The organism is Aliivibrio logei (assembly GCF_001691055.1).
Classification (GTDB): Bacteria; Pseudomonadota; Gammaproteobacteria; order Enterobacterales; family Vibrionaceae; genus Aliivibrio; species Aliivibrio salmonicida.
Genome location: NZ_MAJU01000002.1, coordinates 68,715 through 87,226, shown reverse-complemented (window position 1 = coordinate 87,226; position 18,512 = coordinate 68,715). Strand labels below are relative to the sequence as shown.

The window sequence follows — 18,512 nt, the reverse complement described above, 5'->3', positions numbered from 1 at the left end:
GTTAAGTACAATGAAACTATATGCCATTTTTACTTAGTAAGTAAAAATATCGTAATACCAGATTCTGGAAACCTCAACTAATGCGAAGCTTTCAATCGAACCGAATATTACATGATTAACGCCATAAAAGCATTAAATCAAAATATGGTTGCGGGAGCAGGATTTGAACCTACGACCTTCGGGTTATGAGCCCGACGAGCTACCAAACTGCTCCATCCCGCGTCCGGATGCATTGTTAAGTACAATGAGACTTTAAGCCAATTTCAAAAAGAAATTGGAGCGACACACGAGGCTCGAACTCGTGACCTCAACCTTGGCAAGGTTGCGCTCTACCAGCTGAGCTAGTGTCGCATTCTGATAAGGAGTAGCTCCTCGTTCAGAGGCTGCGAATTATACGAGTAAAACGTGATGATGCAAGCGGATTTTGAAAAAAAAACGAAATTTCTTTAAAACCCGCAAAATTCGCTCAACAAACCATCAAATTGATCTAGTTCGTTAAATTGTGAAGATATTTTTACGGTAATACTTCAATTCAGCGATAGATTCACGGATATCATCTAATGCTAAATGTGTCCCTGTTTTTTCAAAGCCATCAAGTACTTCAGGTTTCCAACGGCGAGTAAGCTCTTTAATTGTGCTCACATCAACATAACGATAATGGAAATATTCTTCCAATTTTGGCATGTGCTTATAAAGAAAACGACGATCTTGGCCAATGCTGTTACCACAAATTGGCGATACACCTTTTGGTACCCATTTTTCAAGAAACGCAATTGTTTCTTCAATGGCTGACGCTTCATCATGTTCGCTTGCATTTACTCTCGCTACCAAACCACTATTAGTATGTGTATTGGTACACCAGTCATCCATCTTAGCCAACTCACCTTCTGATTGATGAATAGCAATAACAGGCCCTTCTGCTAAAATATTTAGCTGAGCATCAGTTACAATGGATGCGATTTCGATGATTTTATGAGTTTCAGGATCTAAGCCTGTCATCTCCAAATCTACCCAAATCAGGTTTTGATCATTAATTGCCATAGAGAGTTGCCTATTTTGTAACTAAAAAGGGTATGATACGCGGGCCGATTTATCTTTCAACATAAAACTGAAAGCCAACCTACAAGTGAAATCATTTCGTGGCAAAGAAGAAAAAACTAACTAAAGGCCAAGTACGCCGAGTACGTTCAAATCAAAGCAAACGTATTGAAAAAATAAAAACCACTGTCGAGTGGGATGAATCTTCATTAGAAGCGGCTAAAGAAGGGTTAGTTATTACTCGCTTTGGTCAACATGCGGATATCGAAGATCCAGACAGCAAAGAAATACATCGTTGTAATTTACGTCGAGGTATCGAAAGCTTAGTTTCTGGCGATCGTGTTATTTGGCGTCCAGGTACTGAGATTCTTGCTGGTATTTCAGGTGTTGTTGAAGCGGTAAAACCACGAACCTCTATGCTAACTCGCCCAGATTATTACGATGGTATTAAACCCGTGGCGGCCAACGTTGATCAAATGGTGATTGTTTCTTCTATTCTTCCTGAATTGTCACTTAACATTATTGATCGCTACTTAATCGCTTCTGAAACACTTAAAATAAAGCCATTAATTGTCCTCAACAAAGTTGATTTACTTTCTGAAAAAGAATTTATTGATGTGAGACAAATTCTGAGTTTATATGAAGATATTGGCTATAAAGTAAAATTTGTCAGTAAAGAATCGGGCTATGGTATTCAAGAACTTGAAGCCGAATTAAAAGATCATATTAATATTTTTGTTGGTCAATCTGGTGTTGGTAAATCAAGTGTTGTAAATGCATTAATGCCTGAACTTGAAATTATGGAAGGCGCTGTCTCTGAAAACTCAGGTCTTGGTCAACATACTACGACTGCTGCTCGTCTGTATCACTTCCCACATGGTGGCGATCTTATCGATTCCCCAGGAGTTCGTGAATTTGGCTTATGGCATTTAGAGAAAGAAGAAGTTACCGCCTCTTTTGTCGAGTTTAAAGACTTTATTGGTGGCTGTAAGTTTAGAGACTGTACGCATAAAGATGACCCAGGCTGTCTTCTTCAAGAAGCCGTCTCTAATGGTAAAATTGCGAAACTTCGTTTTGATAGCTATCACCGAATCATTGAAAGCATGTCTGAAAATAAAGCGAACCGCCAATTTTCTCGCAGCAGAAAAGCCGATTAATAAACTAAGTAAAGATGTGGTAACATTTACCTTAATTGATAACTAGTAGGCAAACAACGTGTCAGATAATTTAAAAATCGGGTTACAATATTTAACTCCAAAACATGCACTTACTCGTTTGGCTGGCAAATTAGCATCAGCAAAAATGGGGTGGTTAACAACTGCGGTAATTAAGTGGTTCATTAAACAATACAACGTTGAAATGAGCGAAGCTAAAAACCCGGCTCCTGAAGCATATTCTACATTCAATAACTTTTTTGTTCGTGAATTAGAAGATGGCGCACGCCCAATTAATGACGATGAGAATGTTATCTCTCACCCTGCAGATGCTTGCGTAAGTCAATTTGGCCCAATTACCGATGGCCAATTAGTTCAAGCAAAAGGTCACGTTTACTCAGCTCAAGAGTTACTGGGTGGCGACGAGGAATTAGCGGAAGAATTTATGGGTGGCGAATTCGCAACTCTGTATTTATCTCCGCGCGATTATCATCGTGTTCACATGCCATGCGATGCGACATTACGCAAAATGGTTTATGTTCCTGGCGATTTATTCTCAGTGAATCCATTAACAGCAGAAAACGTTCCTAATTTATTTGCTCGTAATGAACGTGTTGTCTGTATTTTTGATACTGAATTTGGTCCGATGGCGCAAGTCTTAGTCGGTGCAACTATCGTTGGTAGTATTGAAACGACATGGGCAGATACGGTTACACCACCGACTGGCCCCGCAGTTAAAACATGGCACTACCCACTTTCTGGCGATGATGTAATTTGCTTTAAGAAAGGTGAGGAAATGGGTCGCTTTAAATTAGGCTCTACGGTTATTAACTTATTTGCTCCTAATTCAATTACCTTTGATGAATCAATGAAAAATGGCGTCCCAACTCGTTTAGGTACTCCATTTGCTCACATTGCAAAATAATCAGCTTCTGTAAAATAAGCAGTAAATAGCGAACCTTGTGTTCGCTATTTTTTTATCTATTCATCTCCCTTCCTAGTAACCTCTCTCATGGCAATATATGTCGAAAATAAGTGATTCATTCTTTTATTGAACAAAACCAAACTTCAGATAAGCTAAAGATTGGGATAAACCACACGATGGAATGGAAATGGGATATGAATGGCTAGCACTCGGAGCAGCTTGTCTATGGGCACTATCGAGCATGATCTCCGTTGCACCCGCTCGCCACCTTGGCGCATTCGCTTATAGTCGCTGGCGCATGGGTTGTGTCACGATAATGTTATCGAGCCTTGCGTGGTTTACCGGGGGTTGGCTATCAATTGAATCTGAACACCTATACCCAATGATGCTCTCAGGATTAATCGGTATTTTTATCGGCGATACCGCCTTATTTGCCTGCTTTAATCGTATGGGACCTCGACAAGCCGGATTACTCTTTTCTTGCCATGCCTTATTTTCCGCTATTCTCGGCTATTGGTTATTCAATGAAACCTTACAAGGGTGGGAACTTATCGGTGCCATCTCTGTATTTTCTGGCGTCTCCATTGCTATTTTCTTTGGGAAAAAAACAAATAACCAAGATACATGGGAGGAAGTAAAAGGAAATATTTGGATCGCAATCGCACTGGGTTTACTGGCCGCTTTTTGCCAAGCGCTTGGTGGCGTGATCGCAAAGCCTGTGATGCTAACCAGTGCTGACCCTATTGCTGCTTCAGCGATTCGAATGGCCTCAGCTTTTGGCGCCCACAGTCTATTAAGAATGACTAACTTACCTATCTCACGCCCTATTACTCCGATTAATCTACGTATATTAGGTATTGTTGCCTTAAATGGCTTTCTGGCGATGACCGTCGGCATGACATTAATCTTATATGCCTTACAAGAAGGAAATGTAGGCATGGTTGCCTTACTTTCTTCCACCACACCGATTATCATTTTGCCTTTATTGTGGCTATACACAAAAAAAGCACCGAACCGCTTTGCGTGGTTGGGTGCTTGTTTGGCGGTAATTGGCACTGGACTTATCGTTAGCTAATCCATTAATTACCCGTATCAGTTGTTATACCAATCCATGTAATTAATGCTCAAGCACTTCTGTTTATTGGTATTACGCTCTATCAAAAGGGAAAGCCATCACTTGATCGATGTGCTTTTCTCCCATCGCTAACATGATCAAACGATCAATGCCTAACGCCACACCCGCACAATCAGGAAAGCCTGCTTCTAATGCCGCAATCAAATGATAATCAATCGGTTGTTCAATTAAGCCCATTGATTTTCGTTTCGCATTGTCATCTTCAAAACGAGCGAGTTGTTCTTTTGCATTATCGAGCTCATGAAACCCATTCGCTAACTCAATCCCTTTAAAATACACCTCAAATCGTTCTGCAACTCTAGGGTCTTCAGGATTGATTTTAGCAAGCGCTGCTTGAGAAGCCGGAAAATCATAAACACAAACAGGCACCGTTTGCCCTATTTTCTCCTCAACTCCCATGCTAAATAGCAATTGTAATAATGTATCTCGATCTTCTTCGACATCAGCGATGTCAGACAAGCCTAAACATGCTGCAACAGCTCTAAGTTCACCAATCGACGCTTCTAATGGGCAAACACCAAGCACGTTAATGAAAGCTTGCTGATACGTCATTCGCTCAGCATCATCACATTTTAAAACAAGTTTAAGCAATTCGTTCATCTCATCCATCAATTGGTGATGATCAAACGCTGGGCGATACCATTCCAACATCGTAAATTCAGGGTTATGAAAACGCCCTGCTTCTTCGTTACGAAATGCTTTATTAATTTGATAAATAGCACCACTGCCCGCCGCCAGTAATCGCTTCATATGAAACTCTGGGCTGGTCATAAAATACAGATGTACGCCATCAGCGTAACCCGGACCAACAAAGTCAGTTTGAAACGTATGAAGATGCACATCCGTCACGGTTGCATGACTCATTGCCGGCGTATCCACTTCCATCACTTTTCGCTCATAGAAGAATGATCGGATTAAAGCAAGGATATCAGCACGTTGCTGTAATTGTTCAATTGATGCGCTAGGCATCCAGTTTTGACTAGTCATAACTTTATACATTAGAAAAACTTATCCAAAATGATACCTGATAACCGATTTCAAGGTTACCTATTTTTTAACTTTATAAATACCCTTAACCTTCAAGGGGATACACGTCCGATAAGAATCATTATCACTTACAAAGCAACAACTTACCTACAATTTAACGCCAAAATTAACAGCTGTAACTAGTTGACGGAGATCACATTATTCGCAAGAAACCACCCCATTAGTGGTACTTGCACTACAAAACTTTATCCATATCAATTTTTATTCTAAAAGCTCACTTAGAATAGGCATCAGAATTTTTAAGTTATTATTTGCTCTTTTTTGTCACATGAGCAGGCTAGATTCACATAATTGATCATATTTGCATGATTAATTTAATTTTTTATCTTTTATCCCGGAGAATAACTGTGAAAACTATAACCACAGATATTGCAGTGATCGGCGCGGGCGGTGCAGGTCTACGTACCGCTATAGCAGCAGCAGAAGCGAACCCAGAGCTAAACATTGCTCTAATCTCAAAAGTTTACCCAATGCGTTCGCACACTGTTGCCGCTGAAGGTGGATCCGCAGCCGTGACCAAGGAAGAAGATACACTAGACAATCACTTCAACGATACCGTTGGTGGTGGTGATTGGCTGTGTGAACAGGATGTTGTTGAATACTTTGTAAAAAATGCATACCGCGAGATGACTCAATTAGAACAATGGGGTTGTCCTTGGAGCCGTAAAGAAAATGGCGAAGTTAACGTTCGTCGTTTTGGTGGTATGAAAGTTGAACGTACGTGGTTTGCTGCCGATAAAACCGGTTTCCACATGCTTCATACTCTGTTCCAAACTTCAATGAAATACCCTCAGATCAATCGTTATGATGAGTACTTCGTTGTCGATCTTCTTGTTGAAGATGGTCAAGTTCAAGGTTTGATTGCTATTCACATGGCTGAAGGTGAACTTATCTGTATCAAAGCAAAATCTGTTGTTTTAGCAACGGGTGGCGCAGGTCGTGTTTACCACTGTAATACTAACGGCGGTATCGTAACTGGCGATGGTATGGCAATGGCGTATCGTCATGGTATCCCTCTGCGTGATATGGAATTCGTTCAATACCACCCAACTGGCTTACCAGGTACTGGTATCTTGATGACGGAAGGTTGTCGTGGTGAAGGCGGTATCATGATCAATAAAAATGGTTACCGTTACCTACAAGATTACGGTATGGGTCCAGAAACACCTATCGGTGAGCCAAAGAACAAATACATGGAACTGGGTCCTCGTGACAAAGTTTCACAAGCATTTTGGCATGAACTTCAAAAAGGCAACACTATTAAACACCCACTGGGTGATGTAGTGCATTTGGATCTTCGTCACCTAGGTGAAGAGTACCTAAATGAGCGTCTTCCGTTTATCTGTGAGCTATCAAAAGCTTACGTTAACGTTGATCCAGCTAAAGAACCAATCCCAATTCGCCCTACTGTTCACTACACCATGGGTGGTATTGAAACGGATAAGAACAACGAAACAAACATCAAAGGCCTATTCGCGGTTGGTGAATGTTCATCTGTTGGTCTTCACGGTGCAAACCGCTTAGGTTCAAACTCTCTAGCTGAGCTTGTTGTATTTGGTCGTCTTGCTGGTGAAAAAGCCGCTGAACGTGCCGCTGAATTCACAACTTGGAACGATGCTTCTATCCAAACTCAAATCGAAGCTGTTGAAGCTCGCATTGATGTTTTACTAGCACAAGAAGGCGATGAAAACTGGGCTGATATCCGTACTGAAATGGGTCACTCAATGGAAGCGGGCTGTGGTATCTACCGTAAAGAGCACGAAATGCAAGATACGGTTGATAAACTGGCTGAGCTGAAAAAACGTTACAAAAACATCAGCATCAAAGACAAAGGAAAAGTATTCAATACTGACCTTTTATACGCTATCGAAGTGGGTTACGGCCTTGAAGTTGCTGAAGCAATGGCTCACTCTGCCATTCAACGTAAAGAGTCTCGTGGTGCACACCAACGTTTAGATGAAGGTTGTACAGAACGTGATGATGTGAATTACTTAAAACACTCATTAGCGTATTACAACGAAGATGCAGCGCCAACAATCAAGTACAGTGGCGTAACCATCACAAAATCTCAACCAAAAGCTCGCCTATATGGTGAAGCAGCAGAAAAAGCAGCAGCAGAAGAAGCTGCCGCGGCGAAAAACGCAGAGGAGCAAGCATAATGACAGCTGGCAAGAGAGTCCAAAAAGTACACATTCTGCGTTATAACCCGATGACAGATTCAGAACCACATCTACAAACATTTGATGTGCCTTGTGATGATACAACATCAGTATTAGACGCATTAGGCTACATCAAAGATAACCTAGATAAAGACCTGTCTTACCGTTGGTCTTGTCGTATGGCGATCTGTGGTTCTTGCGGCATGATGGTAAACAACGTACCTAAGCTTGCATGTAAAGCGTTCTTACGTGATTACCCAGACGGGTTAACTATCGAGCCATTAGCAAACTTTGCTATTGAGAAAGACCTAATTGTTGATATGACGCCATTCATTGAGCGTTTAGAAGCAATTAAACCTTACATCATTGGTAATGACTTAACACCAGAGCAAGGACCAAATAACCAGACTCCAGAGCAAATGGCGAAATACAAACAATTCGCTGGTTGTATCAACTGTGGTCTATGTTACGCTGCTTGTCCTCAATTTGGTCTTAATCCAGAATTCATTGGCCCTGCTGCGTTAACAATGGCGCATCGTTATAATCTTGATAGCCGTGACCATGGTTCTGCGGAACGAATGAAATTAATTAATGGCGACAATGGCGCATGGGGTTGTACGTTTGTGGGTTACTGTTCTGAAGTATGTCCAAAACACGTTGACCCTGCTGCGGCAGTAAACCAAGGTAAGATCGCATCATCTCAAGACTTTCTTATCGCAATGCTTAAACCTCAGGAGGCATAAGGATGAGCAACCGTAAACCTTACGTTCGCGAAATGACACGTACGTGGTGGAAAGATCACCCTTTCTACCGTTTTTACATGGTTCGTGAAGCAACCATTCTTCCATTGATTTTCTTTACTATCTGTCTGCTTGTTGGTTTAGGTAGTTTAGTAAAAGGTCCACTGGCTTGGGCTTCATGGTTAGATTTCATGGCAAACCCTATTGTGGTTGCTTTGAACATTGTTGCTTTAGCGGGTAGCTTATTCCATGCTCAAACTTTCTTTAGCATGATGCCGCAAGTAATGCCGATTCGTCTGGGTGGTAAAACACTAGATAAAAAAGTGGTTGTGCTTGCACAATGGGCTGCTGTTGCAGCAATTACATTACTTGTATTGGTTATCGTTTAAGGAGAGTTATCGTGGTAAATCTTAATCCAAAGCGTTCTGACGAACCTGTATGGTGGGGCTTATTCGGTGCTGGCGGCACTTGGTTTGCAATGCTAACACCAGTAACAATCCTTGTTCTTGGTATTTTAGTACCACTTGGCGTGATCGGTCCTGAATCAATGAACTACCTACGTGTTGCTGGTTTTGTAACAAGCATCATTGGTGCATTATTTGTGATTGGTTCAATCTCAATGCCAATGTGGCATGCAATGCACCGTGTACACCATGGTATGCACGATCTTAAATTCCACACAGGAACAGCAGGAAAAATCGCTTGTTATGCTACGGCAGCACTAGCAACCGTTCTTTCTGTTGTGTTTATCTTTATGATCTAATCTGAATTTAGATAAATAAAAAAAGGTTGGCTATCATGCCAACCTTTTTTGTATCTGTAATACCAAATGATATCGACTAGATAATAAAAAAGGCCACCGAAGTGACCTTTTTCTGACGTGTAGTACCAATCTGGATAAGTAGTTAATCACATACCTATTTAGGTTGGTATAAATACCAAGACTACTTGATATTACTTCACACGACCTACGTATTCACCCGTACGGGTATCAACTTTAACTACTTCACCGATAGCGATGAATAGCGGAACACGAACAACAGCGCCTGTTGCTAATGTAGCTGGTTTACCACCTGTACCTTGAGTATCACCTTTCAGACCTGGATCTGTTTCAGTCACTTCAATCTCAACAAAGTTTGGCGGTGTCACTGTAATTGGATTATCATTCCAAAGAGTCACAGTACAAGTGTTGTTTTCTACTAACCATTTAGCCGTGTCACCAACCGATTTAACATCAGCAGCGATTTGCTCAAAGCTTACGCTGTTCATGAAATGGAAGAATTCGCCATCGCTGTACAAGTAGTCAAGTTCTACGTCGACAACATCAGCAAGCTCAAAGCTTTCACCTGATTTAAATGTTTTTTCTAGTGTTTTACCAGAAAGCAATTTGCGAAGTTTTACACGGTTGAATGCTTGGCCTTTACCAGGTTTAACATATTCATTGTCGATAATTGAGCATGGCTCGTTATCAAACATAAATTTCAAACCGCCTTTGAATTCATTGGTACTTACTGACGCCATGATTTCCTCTTAACATCGTTGAGTTATAAATAATGTCACACATAATAACCCGAAATGACGCTCCTGTTGAGCAAAACTGGCTCAAAGAGATCTCAAATGCGATCTCAGATCCTCATCAACTGCTTTCAACTCTAGGGATTGATAGCTCGCCTTGGGAGAAAGGATTAGAAGCGAAAAAGTTATTTGCGTTACGTGTGCCGACAAGTTTTGTCGATCGAATGGAGTTTGGCAACCCTTTTGATCCTTTATTACGCCAAGTATTGCCTTTAGATCAAGAATTCGAAGTACATGACGGATATTCCACCGATCCTCTTGACGAACAAGACAACGAACAACCCGGTCTTCTTCATAAATACAAAAATCGCGTATTACTAATATTGAAAGGGGGCTGCGCGGTAAATTGTCGTTATTGTTTCCGTCGCCATTTTCCTTATGAAGATAATAAAGGCAGAAAATCAGTCTGGCAAAATTCCATCAACTATATTGCAGCGCACCCTGAGCTCAATGAAGTGATTCTTTCTGGTGGCGATCCTTTGATGGCAAAAGACCATGAACTTGAATGGTTAATTCAACATCTCGACAAAGTACCGCATATTAAACGCCTTCGTATTCACAGCCGTTTGCCTGTTGTCATTCCGAATCGAATTACGGATACATTGTGTCGCCTATGTGCAGAGACTCGACTTCAAGTTATTTTGGTTACGCACATCAACCATGCCAATGAAATTAGTCCCTATTTCACAGATAAAATGACGCAACTAAAACAAGCAAACGTCACGTTATTAAACCAAAGCGTATTACTAAAAGACATTAACGACACATCGGAGGCTTTAACTAATTTAAGTGAAGCGCTATTTGATGCAGGGATCTTACCTTACTATCTTCATGTGTTAGACAAAGTGCAAGGTGCTGCACATTTCTTTGTCTCTGATGAAAAAGCGAAAGAATTAATGGCAGAGCTAATAGAAAACGTGTCAGGTTATCTTGTACCAACACTAGCAAGAGAGATTGGTGGCCGAAAAAGCAAAACACCACTCGACTTATATTTAGAATAGAGCGATATAAATCGACCTATTTTCCAGATATAAAAAAACCGAAGCTTATACTTCGGTTTTTCTTTTATAACTTAACAGTATTCTAAATTAGAATAACTCTTCCGCTACTTTATAAAGTTCTAGCTTCTCAGGGCGACGCATGTTTTCAATCGCATCGATAATATCGTGATGAACAAGTTGTTCATTTTGGATACCAACACAGCGACCGCCATGACCTTCAACAAGCAACTTAACACCGTAATTACCCATACGAGACGCTAATATACGGTCGAATGCACCAGGCTGACCGCCACGTTGAATGTGGCCAAGAACCGTAGCACGAGTCTCACGACCTGTTTCTGCTTCGATTTCTTTTGCTAATGCGTTTACATCAGTCATCAATTCAGTAATCGCAATGATTGCGTGTTTCTTACCTTTCGCAATACCGTCTTGGATATTTTGAATTAATGCTTCTTTGTTTAACCCCGTTTCAGGTGTAATTACATATTCACAACCACCAGCAATTGCAGCCATTAAAGTCAAATCACCACAGTGACGACCCATAACTTCTACAATAGAAATACGTTGGTGAGAAGACGATGTATCACGTAAACGGTCAATCGCATCAATAACGGTGTTTAATGCCGTTAAGTAACCAATTGTGTAGTCAGTACCCGCAATATCATTATCGATAGTGCCAGGAAGACCGATACATGGGTAACCCATCTCAGTTAACTTCTTAGCGCCCATGTAAGAACCATCACCACCGATAACAATTAAGGCATCAATATCGTGTTTCTTAAGATTTGCGATCGCTTTTTCACGAACAGCCACTTCTTTAAATTCAGGAAAACGTGCTGAACCTAAAAATGTACCGCCGCGGTTGATCATATCAGATACGCTATGGCGCTCTAATTTCTCGATACGATCTTCAACAAGACCTAAGTAGCCATCATGAATACCGAATACTTCTAAACCTTGCGTTAAGGCTGTACGAACAACACCACGAACTGCAGCATTCATACCCGGCGCATCGCCACCACTTGTTAAAACACCAATCTTCTTGACCATGGTTACCCTCTAAATATGGTTGGGAATGACAATTTCAATTTTTAATACAGCAAGTCGACTCCCTAACCAACTCGCCATTAATAATCTGTAATTTTTTTTCTTATGTAAGAGTATTACCATTTTACTGAAAAAGTTCGTTGATTCACATCAGAATCAATCACGACTATTTCATTTTTCTGTTACGAAAAAACAATAATTGCTAATAATACTACTAATTCTTACTGGATCTGTGTTTGATCTTTTCCTGAGTCTAGCACAACTGAAAGTGGGTCTTGATGAATTATAATGTCAGAATGTGGAAATACTGTTAAAAGTTCGTCTTCCACTTTATCTGCAATAATATGCGCTTCGACTAATGGCATTTGATCTGGCAACTCTAAATGCAATTGAATAAATCGAGTTGGTCCGGCTAAACGCGTACGCAAATCATGAATACCTTTTACCCCGTCAACACGACAACACGCTTCTCTTATCTGCTCTAACTCTTCAATCGGCAATTGTCTATCAAGCAATGACTGAATCGCTTCATACGCCATTCTAAACGCACTGATCAATATATAAATGCCGATAATCAAAGCAAAAATAGCATCCGCTTCATGCCAACCATACCAGCTTAACGCAAGCGCCAACATAATGGCCGCGTTCATAAAAAGATCGGTTTTATAATGCAATGAATCCGCAGCAATCGCTTGGCTTCCTGTTTGCTTAACGACCCATTGCTGAACCATGACAAGCCCAAAGGTCAATATGATGGCAAAACCACTCACATAAACACCTAATTCAGGGTTTATTACGTCTTGAGGGCGGAAGAAACGCTCTACGCCATTCAACAATAAAAAACACGCCGAGCCCGAAATAAACATCGCTTGTGCTAATGCCGCCAGTGATTCCGCTTTACCGTGCCCAAAGCTGTGTTCTTCATCTGGTGGCTGAAGCGCGTAACGCACAACCAATAAATTGGTGATAGATGCTGCCATATCAAGTAATGAATCAACCAAAGACGCCAATAAACTTACTGAGCCGGTAACCCACCATGTTCCTAACTTTACTAACATTAAGATAGTCGCAACAATCGTTGCAAGCCAAGCGGCCATGGTTACTAAGGAGGCGTATTTTTTAGTCATGTTTCTTCCATTACTTACAAATCATCCTCTAGTATAAAGATTTAATTCGCTGACCGTTATTCCATTTGTTAATAAATACCTAACAAAATGAAAGCAATAAAAAAGCGAGCCTTTATTATTCATAAAGACTCGCTTTAATTTACTTAAGATTTCGCGTAATTATTTAGCGCAATCTGCCGTGTATTTATCTTGGTTCGCTTTGAATTCTGTTTTTTGTTCTGGTGTTAAAATATTCATCATATCATGGCGTTTTTTCATCATATTAACACGACGATCAATTTGTTTTTCTGACATTTTCTCGGCTAGATTACGAACAGCCGCTTCATCAAAGTTGTCCGCTAAAATAAGATTTTGCATTGCTTCATGGTCAGCTTTCATCTCAGCAGTAGGTTGACGTTTCTCCCCTTTTTTTGCTTTATGTTCTGCTTTACGATCATCACGCATTTTATCTAATTTATCTTCTTGTGCATTGGTTAAATCTAATTCTTTAAACGCTTTTTTATTGGCTTTCATCATACACTTGCCACCGTGCATACCTTCGCCATGCATGCCTTTACCTTTCATTCCGCCTTCATGGTGGCTACCACCAGCAGCGAATGCAGAAGCCGACGCTAAAGAAAGAGGCAGAACAACAGCACCTAAAACTAATTTTTTAATCATATTCATTATGTTATCTCCACGATAGATAGTATTACGGTCAATGGCAGCGCCTTGCTGCTTGGTATGGAGTAATAATAGCTTACGTAAAGTAAAGCTGTGTGCTTGATGCGTAAATCAACGTAAAGGTGATTTTCAACATTGGTATTCATCGCCATATTTGGCGATACTAAGACCATAAGAGATAACTCAGGTGAATAATAATGGCAAAGATTTTATTGGTTGATGATGATGTAGAGCTAACCGCATTATTAAAAGATATTTTAAACTTAGAAGGCTACACCGTTGTTGAAGCCAATAATGGTATTGAGGGATTAAACGCCATTACCGATGATCTTGACCTTATTTTACTTGATATCATGATGCCTAAAATGAACGGCATGGACATGTTACGTAAACTGAGAGAAACCAACGAAACTCCCGTATTGATGCTGACCGCTAAGGGCGAAGAAATTGATCGAGTGATCGGCCTCGAGTTAGGCGCAGATGATTACCTACCAAAGCCGTTCAGTGATAGAGAGCTACTTGCTCGAATTAGAGCAATCTTGCGTCGCACTCAAGGTAAAGCAAAAGAAAATCACACTAATGGCATTAAATATCAAGGTATTGAGATATTTATAGGCAAGCAAGAAGCTTACAGCCATGGGGAATTACTTGATCTGACAGGCACAGAATTTGGGTTACTGGCTCAATTTATACAAAACCCAGGTTCCATTATTTCAAAAGAAGAATTAAGCTTAGAAGTATTAGGAAAACGCCTTGCGCCTTTTGATCGCGCAATTGATATGCACGTCTCTAACCTCAGAAAAAAACTGCCTCCATTAGCTGAAGGAAAACCACGAATTAAAACACTGCGTGGTCGTGGCTACTTATTTGTTGAGGAATAAATAAGGTGAAAAAGTACCTAACCTTTCCCCTACTCTCTAGTCTTTATGGCCGTATTTTTGCCATTTTTTGGCTGACACTGTTACTTGTTCTGATCGGCGTAGTCATTGGACCCAATTTTGATCCTCGTGCTCGCCATGATATTGCCGCCGATCACCTCAGTAAAATGACCCAAATTGCGGCTTATATTACAGGGAAATACTCAGAGAGTGATGATCTTAAAGCCACATTAAAAGAGATCAGCCACAAAGCACACAATCACGACGAGAGCCTCTCTCTGTTTTTTACTACCCCAACAGGCGAAATATTAGATAAACCCAAAGAATTACGAGGCAGAAAAAAAGCCTTATTGAATTTCTTAACTTTATCGGATGATCCCAAGCTTCCACAACAGAAATTGTATGCAAGAACCATGATGGCAGGCCCATTTGATATCGTTATCGCAAAAGAAACGGTTTATATGTACGTCGGACGCTATTGGAAAAAGCCTCCCCCTTTTATTCTTCGAATTCTTGATAGACCAATACAATTACTGCTTGTCACCATGCTAATTAGTACCCCCTTTCTGCTTTGGCTTGCATGGGCATTAAGCCAACCAGCAAGACGATTACAAAAAGCCGCTGAACGCGTTGCTAAAGGTCAGTTTGAACAAGATAAACGCTTAGAAAAAGGGCCTAAAGAATTCAGAAAAACAGGACAAAGCTTCAATCAAATGGTCGGCTCATTAAATACCATGATCTCTGGGCAACAGCGCTTATTATCTGATATTTCTCACGAACTGAGATCCCCACTGACTCGACTACGAATGGCAACCGCGCTTGCCACTCGAAAACAAGGGGAAAGCTCAGAATTATCACGTATCGATATGGAAGCAGAGCGTCTTGAGCAAATGATATCGGAACTATTAGAGTTGTCTCGAATTCAAGTAAATAGCCATCAAGAACGAGAAGAAACAGACGCGTACTCACTGTGGTTTGATATTTTAGAAGACGCAAAATTTGAAGCGGAACACTTAAACAAAAATCTTACTTATTCGGGCCTTGAAGAAATCGCCGTTTTTGGTAATCCAAATCTGTTAATGAGTGCGGTAGAAAACGTGATTCGAAATGCCATTAAGTATGGCAATGACATCATCACTATTAATTTAACGGAAAACCAAAAAACCATCACCATTCACGTGGATGATAATGGCGAAGGGGTTCCCGATGATGAGCTACAAGACATTTTCAAGCCTTTCTACCGAGTATCTACCGCCCGTGATAGAAGTAGCGGCGGCACTGGTTTGGGACTCGCAATAACAGAAAGTGCGATTCGCCAGCACAACGGGACAATACTCGCGAGTAAAAGTCCTCTAGGTGGATTACGAATGACAATATCTTTACCGATATCTCATTAATTTAGAGGTAGATGCCTATCTCTCTCAAAAGTGGATGAAAGATAAACACACCATGGATATACTGACACCACTTTCTATTTTATTAAGACAACATTATGTTTGAAATTGCACTATACGAACCTGAAATTGCACCAAATACAGGTAACATTATTCGTTTGTCTGCGAACTGCGGTGCCAACTTGCACTTAATTGAACCATTAGGTTTTGATCTAGAAGAAAAAAAATTACGCCGAGCAGGATTGGACTACCACGATTTAGCTCATGTAAAACGCCATAAAGATTATGCGGCGTTTCTTGATTACTTAGAAAATGAAAGTGAAGGCGAGCACCGTATTTTTGCTTGTACCACCAAAACAACAGGTCACCATACGACACCAAGCTATCAAAAAGGGGACGTTCTATTGTTTGGCCCTGAGACTCGTGGTTTACCCGCAGACTTAATTGATGGCTTACCAATGGAGCAACGTATTCGTATACCTATGATGGCAGACAGTCGCAGTTTGAACTTATCAAACTCAGTGGCCATCATCGTGTTTGAAGCATGGCGTCAAATGGGCTTTGAAGGCGGACTATAGCTTTTCGTTTCCCACGGTTCAAATACAAAAATAGCCACGATTAAGTGGCTATTTTTTGTCGATATAAACAAGTAATAAAATGAATTAACTTAATCAGAGATTAAATACCATCACCAGACATAAACGTCTGAGACTTACCATTAAATTGTTGATCCATATCTAGAGACGGCATCTCTGAACTAGGGCGCCCCACGATTTTGGCCGGAACCCCTGCCACTGTCGTATGAGGTGGAACCGCTTGAAGCACAACAGAACACGAACCAATCTTCGCACCGACACCAACTTCAATATTACCTAAAATCTTAGCGCCTGCACCAATCATAACCCCTTGACGAATCTTAGGATGACGATCACCACACTCTTTGCCAGTACCACCTAGCGTTACGTCTTGAAGGATAGAAACATCGTTTTCAACCACAGCCGTTTCGCCGATAACAATGCCCGTAGCATGGTCAAACATGATCCCTTTACCAATGGTAGCCGCAGGGTGAACATCCACTTGGCATGCAACAGAAATTTCATTCTGTAAGTAGGTTGCTAACGCTATTCGTCCTTGTTTCCATAGCCAGTTTGAAACACGATAACCTTGCAGCGCGTGATAACCTTTTAGGTACAATAAAGGCATTGAGTACATTGAAACCGCAGGATCTCGAGTTACCGTCGCACAAATATCGCACGCGGCCGCATCCGTAATACTTGGGTCGGAGGCGAACGCCTCTTCCACCACTTCACGAACCGCCATTGCAGGCATTGAAGCCGTGGCTAATTTATTCGCAAGAATGTAACTTAACGACGCCGCTAAATTTTCATGTTTAATGATGGTGGCATGATAAAAGCTTGCAAGTATGGGTTCTTGCTCAGATTGCTCGCGCGCTTCCTGAACAATTCTTTCCCATACTTTGTGTTTCTTACATTCATTCATCTTCATACCATCCTTGAATTACGATTCTGATTTTTTGTCGCGTGCTAATAAATCCTGCGCAGCAACTCTTGCATCTTTCCCTTGATACAATACTTGATAAATTTGCTCAACTATAGGCATTTCAACACCCATACGTTCTGCAAGTAAAAATACTTCTTTGGTATTTCTATAGCCTTCGACTACTTGGCCTATCTCTTCTTGTGCACTATCAACATCACCACCTTTACCTAACGCTAAACCAAAACGACGGTTACGTGATTGATTATCGGTACAAGTCAGAACAAGATCACCAAGACCAGCCATCCCCATAAAGGTTTCCGCTTCTGCGCCTAATGCCACACCTAAACGGGTCATTTCTGCCAAGCCACGAGTAATTAATGCCGTACGTGCATTTGCACCAAAACCAATGCCATCAGACATACCTGCCCCAATCGCGATCACGTTTTTCACAGCACCGCCAAGTTGCATTCCAGTGAAGTCATTATTCGCATACACACGGAACGTTTTTGAACAGTGAATTTTCTCTTGAAGATCTTTCACAAATTGCTTATCAGGAGACGCCACAGCAATCGCGGTTGGCATACCAGAAGCAAGTTCTTTAGCAAAAGTAGGTCCAGATAAGACAGCCAAAGAGTGTGATTCACCCAATGCTTCTACTGCCACTTCTTTTAATAAACGACCTGTTTCAGGCTCAAGCCCTTTTGTCGCCCAACATACGCGAGAATCTTCACGTAGAAACGGTTTCACATTACCTAGCACTAATCCAAACACATGACTCGGCACAACCACCAATAAATCACGACTTGCTTGAACGGCTTTTTCTAAATCAGTTTCCATAAATAATGACGGTGGAAAAACAACACCAGGCAGAAATTCTTCATTCGCACGATCAGCGTCTAAACGATCCATATGCGCTTTCTCGTGTCCCCATAAAATGACTTTTGCGCCATTACGAGCTAACGAAATTGCCAGCGATGTACCATAAGAACCGGCACCAAGTACGGTCATAGAAATATCAGAGTAATCGTTTTGTGTTGTCATTGTGACCATCCAAAAACTGGTATCAAAAGATACTAGGGTAATAAAAACAAAATGCACTTGTTATCAAAATATAGGAGCTATAGAAGAT

The 18,512-nt window shown here is 41.0% G+C and carries 19 protein-coding genes and 2 tRNA genes; 11 read left to right on the top strand and 10 right to left on the bottom strand.

Going from position 1 to position 18,512, the window contains the following annotated elements:
- Positions 1-145 precede the first annotated feature (145 nt).
- The 3 genes from A6E04_RS00430 to orn form a co-directional block, all read right to left on the bottom strand.
- Positions 146-222, bottom strand: a tRNA-Met gene (locus A6E04_RS00430).
- 53 nt (positions 223-275) lie between these two features.
- Positions 276-351 (bottom strand) — tRNA-Gly (locus A6E04_RS00425).
- A gap of 144 nt (positions 352-495) precedes the next feature.
- Positions 496-1,041 (bottom strand): oligoribonuclease, encoded by a 546-nt coding sequence (orn, locus tag A6E04_RS00420; RefSeq protein WP_017022840.1) that lies wholly within the window; start codon positions 1,039-1,041, stop codon positions 496-498.
- A gap of 98 nt (positions 1,042-1,139) precedes the next feature.
- On the opposite strand from orn, the gene rsgA reads away from it, so the two are divergent.
- The 3 genes from rsgA to A6E04_RS00405 all read left to right on the top strand — a co-directional run bounded on the left by rsgA (position 1,140) and on the right by A6E04_RS00405 (position 4,192).
- A complete protein-coding gene (rsgA, locus tag A6E04_RS00415) occupies positions 1,140-2,195 on the top strand; it encodes a small ribosomal subunit biogenesis GTPase RsgA (protein ID WP_065609319.1) in 1,056 nt (351 codons plus the stop codon).
- Positions 2,196-2,253: 58 nt separating this feature from the next.
- Positions 2,254-3,117: an archaetidylserine decarboxylase gene (gene asd / locus A6E04_RS00410; RefSeq protein WP_065609317.1), complete on the top strand. Its 864-nt coding sequence runs from the start codon at positions 2,254-2,256 to the stop codon at positions 3,115-3,117.
- A gap of 187 nt (positions 3,118-3,304) precedes the next feature.
- Positions 3,305-4,192, top strand: a complete 888-nt coding sequence (locus A6E04_RS00405; RefSeq protein ID WP_023604502.1) for a DMT family transporter — start codon at positions 3,305-3,307, stop codon at positions 4,190-4,192.
- 72 nt (positions 4,193-4,264) lie between these two features.
- On the opposite strand, the gene epmA is transcribed toward A6E04_RS00405, so the two are convergent.
- The gene (gene epmA / locus A6E04_RS00400; RefSeq protein WP_175365402.1) at positions 4,265-5,239 is read right to left on the bottom strand and encodes an elongation factor P--(R)-beta-lysine ligase; all 975 of its coding nucleotides are present in this window, start codon (positions 5,237-5,239) and stop codon (positions 4,265-4,267) included.
- 407 nt (positions 5,240-5,646) lie between these two features.
- On the opposite strand from epmA, the gene frdA reads away from it, so the two are divergent.
- From frdA to frdD, 4 genes are read left to right on the top strand one after another with little or no spacing between them, the layout of a single operon-like run.
- Positions 5,647-7,458, top strand: coding sequence for a fumarate reductase (quinol) flavoprotein subunit (gene frdA / locus A6E04_RS00395; RefSeq protein ID WP_044583336.1), 1,812 nt, complete (start codon positions 5,647-5,649; stop codon positions 7,456-7,458).
- On the top strand, positions 7,458-8,201 hold the full coding sequence (locus tag A6E04_RS00390; protein ID WP_012551225.1) for a succinate dehydrogenase/fumarate reductase iron-sulfur subunit: 744 nt from the start codon (positions 7,458-7,460) through the stop codon (positions 8,199-8,201). Before frdA ends, A6E04_RS00390 begins: the two co-directional genes overlap by 1 nt.
- 2 nt (positions 8,202-8,203) lie before the next feature.
- Complete coding sequence (gene frdC / locus A6E04_RS00385; protein WP_012551226.1) at positions 8,204-8,587, top strand: fumarate reductase subunit FrdC; 384 nt, start codon at positions 8,204-8,206, stop codon at positions 8,585-8,587.
- An 11-nt stretch (positions 8,588-8,598) separates the two neighbouring features.
- Entirely contained in the window at positions 8,599-8,961 is a 363-nt protein-coding gene (frdD, locus tag A6E04_RS00380) for a fumarate reductase subunit FrdD (protein ID WP_017022845.1), read from the top strand.
- A 191-nt stretch (positions 8,962-9,152) separates the two neighbouring features.
- Here frdD and efp read toward each other — a convergent pair whose 3' ends face one another.
- The gene (gene efp / locus A6E04_RS00375) at positions 9,153-9,719 is read right to left on the bottom strand and encodes an elongation factor P (protein WP_012551228.1); all 567 of its coding nucleotides are present in this window, start codon (positions 9,717-9,719) and stop codon (positions 9,153-9,155) included.
- Positions 9,720-9,751: 32 nt separating this feature from the next.
- Here efp and epmB point away from each other — a divergent pair, with 32 nt between their 5' ends.
- Positions 9,752-10,774 (top strand): EF-P beta-lysylation protein EpmB, encoded by a 1,023-nt coding sequence (epmB, locus tag A6E04_RS00370; protein ID WP_065609313.1) that lies wholly within the window; start codon positions 9,752-9,754, stop codon positions 10,772-10,774.
- An 87-nt stretch (positions 10,775-10,861) separates the two neighbouring features.
- On the opposite strand, the gene pfkA is transcribed toward epmB, so the two are convergent.
- The 3 genes from pfkA to A6E04_RS00355 form a co-directional block, all read right to left on the bottom strand.
- Complete coding sequence (pfkA, locus tag A6E04_RS00365; protein WP_012551230.1) at positions 10,862-11,824, bottom strand: 6-phosphofructokinase; 963 nt, start codon at positions 11,822-11,824, stop codon at positions 10,862-10,864.
- A gap of 218 nt (positions 11,825-12,042) precedes the next feature.
- Positions 12,043-12,948 carry a CDF family cation-efflux transporter FieF gene (gene fieF, locus A6E04_RS00360; RefSeq protein WP_012551231.1) on the bottom strand — a complete coding sequence of 302 codons (906 nt, stop codon included), beginning with the start codon at positions 12,946-12,948 and terminating at the stop codon, positions 12,043-12,045.
- A 159-nt stretch (positions 12,949-13,107) separates the two neighbouring features.
- Positions 13,108-13,614 (bottom strand): CpxP family protein, encoded by a 507-nt coding sequence (locus A6E04_RS00355; protein WP_065609312.1) that lies wholly within the window; start codon positions 13,612-13,614, stop codon positions 13,108-13,110.
- 194 nt (positions 13,615-13,808) lie between these two features.
- On the opposite strand from A6E04_RS00355, the gene A6E04_RS00350 reads away from it, so the two are divergent.
- The 3 genes from A6E04_RS00350 to A6E04_RS00340 all read left to right on the top strand — a co-directional run bounded on the left by A6E04_RS00350 (position 13,809) and on the right by A6E04_RS00340 (position 16,461).
- Entirely contained in the window at positions 13,809-14,492 is a 684-nt protein-coding gene (locus A6E04_RS00350) for a response regulator (protein WP_017022849.1), read from the top strand.
- A 5-nt stretch (positions 14,493-14,497) separates the two neighbouring features.
- Positions 14,498-15,886, top strand: coding sequence for an envelope stress sensor histidine kinase CpxA (gene cpxA / locus A6E04_RS00345; RefSeq protein WP_065609311.1), 1,389 nt, complete (start codon positions 14,498-14,500; stop codon positions 15,884-15,886).
- A 95-nt stretch (positions 15,887-15,981) separates the two neighbouring features.
- A complete protein-coding gene (locus A6E04_RS00340) occupies positions 15,982-16,461 on the top strand; it encodes a tRNA (cytidine(34)-2'-O)-methyltransferase (protein WP_065609310.1) in 480 nt (159 codons plus the stop codon).
- A 100-nt stretch (positions 16,462-16,561) separates the two neighbouring features.
- On the opposite strand, the gene cysE is transcribed toward A6E04_RS00340, so the two are convergent.
- Both cysE and gpsA read right to left on the bottom strand, forming a co-directional pair.
- Positions 16,562-17,383 carry a serine O-acetyltransferase gene (gene cysE, locus A6E04_RS00335; RefSeq protein WP_017022852.1) on the bottom strand — a complete coding sequence of 274 codons (822 nt, stop codon included), beginning with the start codon at positions 17,381-17,383 and terminating at the stop codon, positions 16,562-16,564.
- A gap of 18 nt (positions 17,384-17,401) precedes the next feature.
- A complete protein-coding gene (gene gpsA, locus A6E04_RS00330) occupies positions 17,402-18,433 on the bottom strand; it encodes an NAD(P)H-dependent glycerol-3-phosphate dehydrogenase (protein WP_065609326.1) in 1,032 nt (343 codons plus the stop codon).
- Positions 18,434-18,512 lie beyond the last annotated feature (79 nt).

Excerpts from the sequence above, each read along its gene's own strand:
- A6E04_RS00340 (WP_065609310.1), top strand. The coding sequence starts at position 15,982 with ATGTTTGAAATTGCACTATACGAACCTGAAATTGCACCAAATACAGGT.
- epmB (WP_065609313.1), top strand. The coding sequence starts at position 9,752 with ATGTCACACATAATAACCCGAAATGACGCTCCTGTTGAGCAAAACTGG.
- pfkA (WP_012551230.1), bottom strand. The coding sequence starts at position 11,824 with ATGGTCAAGAAGATTGGTGTTTTAACAAGTGGTGGCGATGCGCCGGGT.
- A6E04_RS00355 (WP_065609312.1), bottom strand. The coding sequence starts at position 13,614 with ATGAATATGATTAAAAAATTAGTTTTAGGTGCTGTTGTTCTGCCTCTT.
- frdC (WP_012551226.1), top strand. The coding sequence starts at position 8,204 with ATGAGCAACCGTAAACCTTACGTTCGCGAAATGACACGTACGTGGTGG.
- A6E04_RS00405 (WP_023604502.1), top strand. The coding sequence starts at position 3,305 with ATGGGATATGAATGGCTAGCACTCGGAGCAGCTTGTCTATGGGCACTA.
- A6E04_RS00350 (WP_017022849.1), top strand. The coding sequence starts at position 13,809 with ATGGCAAAGATTTTATTGGTTGATGATGATGTAGAGCTAACCGCATTA.
- orn (WP_017022840.1), bottom strand. The coding sequence starts at position 1,041 with ATGGCAATTAATGATCAAAACCTGATTTGGGTAGATTTGGAGATGACA.
- cysE (WP_017022852.1), bottom strand. The coding sequence starts at position 17,383 with ATGAATGAATGTAAGAAACACAAAGTATGGGAAAGAATTGTTCAGGAA.
- A6E04_RS00390 (WP_012551225.1), top strand. The coding sequence starts at position 7,458 with ATGACAGCTGGCAAGAGAGTCCAAAAAGTACACATTCTGCGTTATAAC.
- efp (WP_012551228.1), bottom strand. The coding sequence starts at position 9,719 with ATGGCGTCAGTAAGTACCAATGAATTCAAAGGCGGTTTGAAATTTATG.
- epmA (WP_175365402.1), bottom strand. The coding sequence starts at position 5,239 with ATGACTAGTCAAAACTGGATGCCTAGCGCATCAATTGAACAATTACAG.
- gpsA (WP_065609326.1), bottom strand. The coding sequence starts at position 18,433 with ATGGTCACAATGACAACACAAAACGATTACTCTGATATTTCTATGACC.
- fieF (WP_012551231.1), bottom strand. The coding sequence starts at position 12,948 with ATGACTAAAAAATACGCCTCCTTAGTAACCATGGCCGCTTGGCTTGCA.